The sequence below is a fragment of the Wolbachia endosymbiont of Nasonia giraulti genome (assembly GCF_048054155.1).
Classification (GTDB): Bacteria; Pseudomonadota; Alphaproteobacteria; order Rickettsiales; family Anaplasmataceae; genus Wolbachia; species Wolbachia pipientis_C.
In genome coordinates this window covers 1-3,860 of sequence record NZ_JAFEVH010000079.1, presented here as the reverse complement: position 1 = coordinate 3,860, position 3,860 = coordinate 1, and the positions used below count along the sequence as shown (strand labels likewise).

Genomic DNA, 3,860 nt, shown 5'->3' with positions numbered 1-3,860 from the left:
AATGGAAAAACAGCAGCTTTAACTGCAAAATGATTGAAAGGCTTGTTTTCCTGATTCAATTTTTTACCCAAAATAACCTGAGTGGCAAGCTTTGCAATAGGAATATTGATTACCTTGGAAATAAAAGGAACTGTACGGCTAGCCCTTAAATTCACTTCAAGTATGTATACATCACTCTCTTGAACAGCAAACTGAATGTTTATCAGACCTTTCACTTCTAGTGCAAGAGCTATTCTTTCAGTTTGGAGCTCGATCTCTTTTATTACTTCGTCACTCAATGTATTTGTCGGTATTGAGCATGTTGAATCGCCAGAGTGGATACCAGCTTCTTCAATGTGCTCCATGACCGCTGCAATGAAAACTTTTTTCCCATCACATACAGCATCAACGTCAACCTCAACTGCATTGACTAAAAATTTATCAAGAAGCAGTGACCCGTGTTCAAAAATTTTGGTTTGATTCAAGACATACTCTTTAAAGCTCTGAGTATCGTGTCTAATCGACATAGACTGACCGCCGAGGACATATGATGGCCTGACTACTAGTGGAAACCCCACCTTTTCTGCGTTGGTTAACGCTTCTTTTACTGAATGGCAGATAGAACTTTCAGGTTGTTTTAAATTAAGTTGCAAAGCAAGGTTTTTAAATCTCATGCGATCTTCTGCAAGGTCAATAGAATCAAACGAAGTTCCCAGAATTTTGAAACCTCTCTCGTTAAGCACTTTGGCTAACTTTAAAGGTGTTTGACCACCTATTTGAACTATTACACCAACCAGTGTGCCATTTTCTTGCTCTTTGCTTAGTATTTCAAGCACATCCTCTGCAATCAGTGGGGCGAAATATAAACGATCAGCGGTATCATAATCAGTTGAAACGGTTTCCGGATTACAGTTAATCATTATTGTTTCATACCCCATTTCTTTGGCGGCAGAAGCTGCATGTACGCATGCATAATCAAACTCAATACCTTGACCAATGCGATTTGGACCACTTCCTAAAATGACAACTTTTTTTCGATCCGAAATATTCGCCTCACATTCCGTTTTATTTTCAACATCACCCTCATAGCAGCCATACATATAAGCAGTGCTCGATTCAAATTCAGCTGCACAGGTATCTACACGCTTATAAACTGGATTAACATCAAATTTTTTCCTTATTGCTTCAATTTGTTCTACTTTCTTATTGCTCAATTTTGCCAATCTTGCATCTGAAAACCCCATTTTTTTCAGCTCTAACATTTCATATGCAGTTCCAGGAAGGCCGTTTTCCTTGATTTTTTGTTCAGCCAAGATGATTTGCTGTATATTTTGCAGAAACCATAAGTCATATCCTGTAATCGAATTTATTTCTTCTATGCTAATTCCGTGACGCATTGCGTCAGCAGCAATCAGTAATCTGTTTGGCAGCAATTTTGCTAATTGAGATTTAACATCTGTGTCTTCAGAAAACACTTCATCAAGTCCCGTGAGCCCTGTTTCAAGTGAGCGAAAAGCTTTCTGTAGTGACTCATTAAAAGTGCGGCCTATAGACATTACTTCTCCCACTGATTTCATGGAGGTTGATAGTTCACAATTCGTCCCCTTAAATTTCTCAAACTCAAATCGAGGAATTTTAGTGACGATATAATCAATCACTGGTTCGAATGCAGCAGGTATAACTGGAGCACAGTCGTTACATATTTCATCGAGCGAATAGCCAATAGCAAGTTTAGTTACAACTTTTGCAATAGGATAGCCTGTTGCTTTCGAAGCAAGTGCAGAAGAGCGAGAAACCCTTGGATTCATTTCAATTACAACGAGGCTTCCATCTTCTTTAGGATTCACTGCAAACTGAACATTTGCACCGCCGGCACTAACATCAATTTCTCTCAGCACTGCTATAGATGCATTTCTCATCTGTTGGTATTCTACGTCACGCAGAGTCAAAGCAGGAGCAACAGTTATGCTATCCCCAGTGTGCACTCCCATCGGATCAACATTTTCTATCGAACAGACTATTATGCAGTTATCTTTACAATCGCGGATAACTTCCATTTCATATTCTTTCCAGCCGATAATTGATTCATCTATCTGAACTTCATTTATTGGCGAAATTTTGAGAGCACTTTCTGCGATATTGAAAAACTCCTCTTTATTATATGCTATGCCACTACCTGCGCCACCAAGAGTGAATGACGAGCGGATAATTGCTGGTAATCCAACGTAATCCAAAGCCTCTTTTATTCGTTCTTGATTTTTTATAATGATACTTTTGGGGTATTTCAGTCCTATTTTATCCATGGATTGGCGGAATAACTCTCTATCCTCTGCTTTTTTTATTGCTTCTCTATTTACCCCTATTAATTCTACGTTGTATTTGTCTAACACTCCATCATCTGCAAGTTTTATTGCACAATTGAGCGCTGTTTGCCCGCCCATTGTTGGCAATATTGCGTCTGGCCTCTCCTTAATTATAATTTTCTCTATGATTTCAGGCAGTACCGGCTCAATATACGTCGCATCAGAAAACTCAGGATCTGTCATTATAGTTGCGGGGTTGGAGTTAACCAAAATGACTTTATAACCTTCGCTTTTTAATACTTTACAGCTTTGCGTTCCGGAATAATCAAACTCGCATGCCTGACCTATAACTATTGGGCCTGCTCCTATTACTAATATAGATTCTATATCTGTGCGTTTCGGCATAATTACAATAACGGTCTCTATTCAAGTAATGTTACCAATCTTTCCTGTATATGTGAATTTTTATTAAACCTATTAGCTAATTACTTTTAGGCTTGACGCATAACTGTACGAACATTGCAATTTGCGTGGCAGATTCCAGTGCTTGACACACAGCTGTACAAACATTCATTTTTGAAGGTAAATTGCACAGCAAATGATGTCATTCAAGTAGCTGACACTGGTTCCTTTATGACGGCAGTGCCCAGAGGTGTCATCCCAGTCTGGGATGGCTTTGTTGCATCGCTACTTATGAAAGCTAACTATAATTAGGATTATAAGCAACTTATTGAAAATCTTGTTTTTTTTGCAATCAATCTGATCAAATTTAAGAATAGTAACTTGTTATTTATATTAATAAATTTAATTCTATTGAAAATAGCTAAAGCATTGAAATTCTTGAATTTTAGCCGGATTAGTGAGTGGTAGTGAAATTTCTTTTACTCAAATTTAGGTATTCACTGACCGTTCTTGTTATAAATACCAGAATAATAAGCTACTGATATTCTCCACCTTTTTTATCTTTAATCCATCATAGCTAGCGATGCAACAAAGCCATCTGGGATCCAGAAAACTTAACTTTAAATAAGTGGCTGCATAATAAAGACTAGATTCCAGTGTCAAGCACTGGAATGACACCATAGAGGCACTGGGATGACATCCTTCCTAGTGGAGATTACTCTCAAATCACAATGTTCATACAGTTGTGGGCTTAACGGTATCTTTGCAGATACTATGGTAATTTATTCGGGAGATTTGCTGAGCGGTAAGATTTTTCCTGATATGCTGCAGTCTTCAGAAGCTAATTCCACAAATTTATCTGTTAGTTTATCAGGTGACACCAATTCAGATCCAGGAAATGCCTGCTCACTACCCACAGGTCCTTCCGTGTATACAGCATTTACACATAATTTTGTATGTTTTGTCTCAGATGCATATATCTGCACCATTATTTCTAGTGCAACTTTACTTGCAGCATACGGCATCCAATATGGATAAGAGGAAGGAGAAAGTGTCACTTCTGAGGTCATGAATATCGCTCTTCCAGCATTAGACTTTTTTAGCATTGGATCTAAGTTTTTTAGTAAGCACCAATTGGCAGTAAAATTTGTATTCATTACGTTCTGTAGCTCTTCA

General features: G+C 38.0%; 3 protein-coding genes. 1 reads left to right on the top strand and 2 read right to left on the bottom strand.

Annotation, left to right across the window (positions count from 1 at the left end):
- Positions 1-2,687: carbamoyl-phosphate synthase large subunit (carB, locus tag JR312_RS06230; RefSeq protein ID WP_416647979.1), on the bottom strand; the 2,687-nt coding region annotated here is incomplete at its 3' end.
- 138 nt (positions 2,688-2,825) lie between these two features.
- Between carB and JR312_RS06225 the strand changes: the two genes are divergently transcribed.
- Positions 2,826-2,996: a hypothetical protein gene (locus JR312_RS06225; RefSeq protein ID WP_237357319.1), complete on the top strand. Its 171-nt coding sequence runs from the start codon at positions 2,826-2,828 to the stop codon at positions 2,994-2,996.
- 470 nt (positions 2,997-3,466) lie between these two features.
- Here the strand turns inward: JR312_RS06225 and JR312_RS06220 are convergent.
- Positions 3,467-3,860, bottom strand: a 394-nt coding sequence (locus tag JR312_RS06220) for an SDR family oxidoreductase (protein ID WP_416647978.1), incomplete at its 5' end; no start/stop codon positions are given.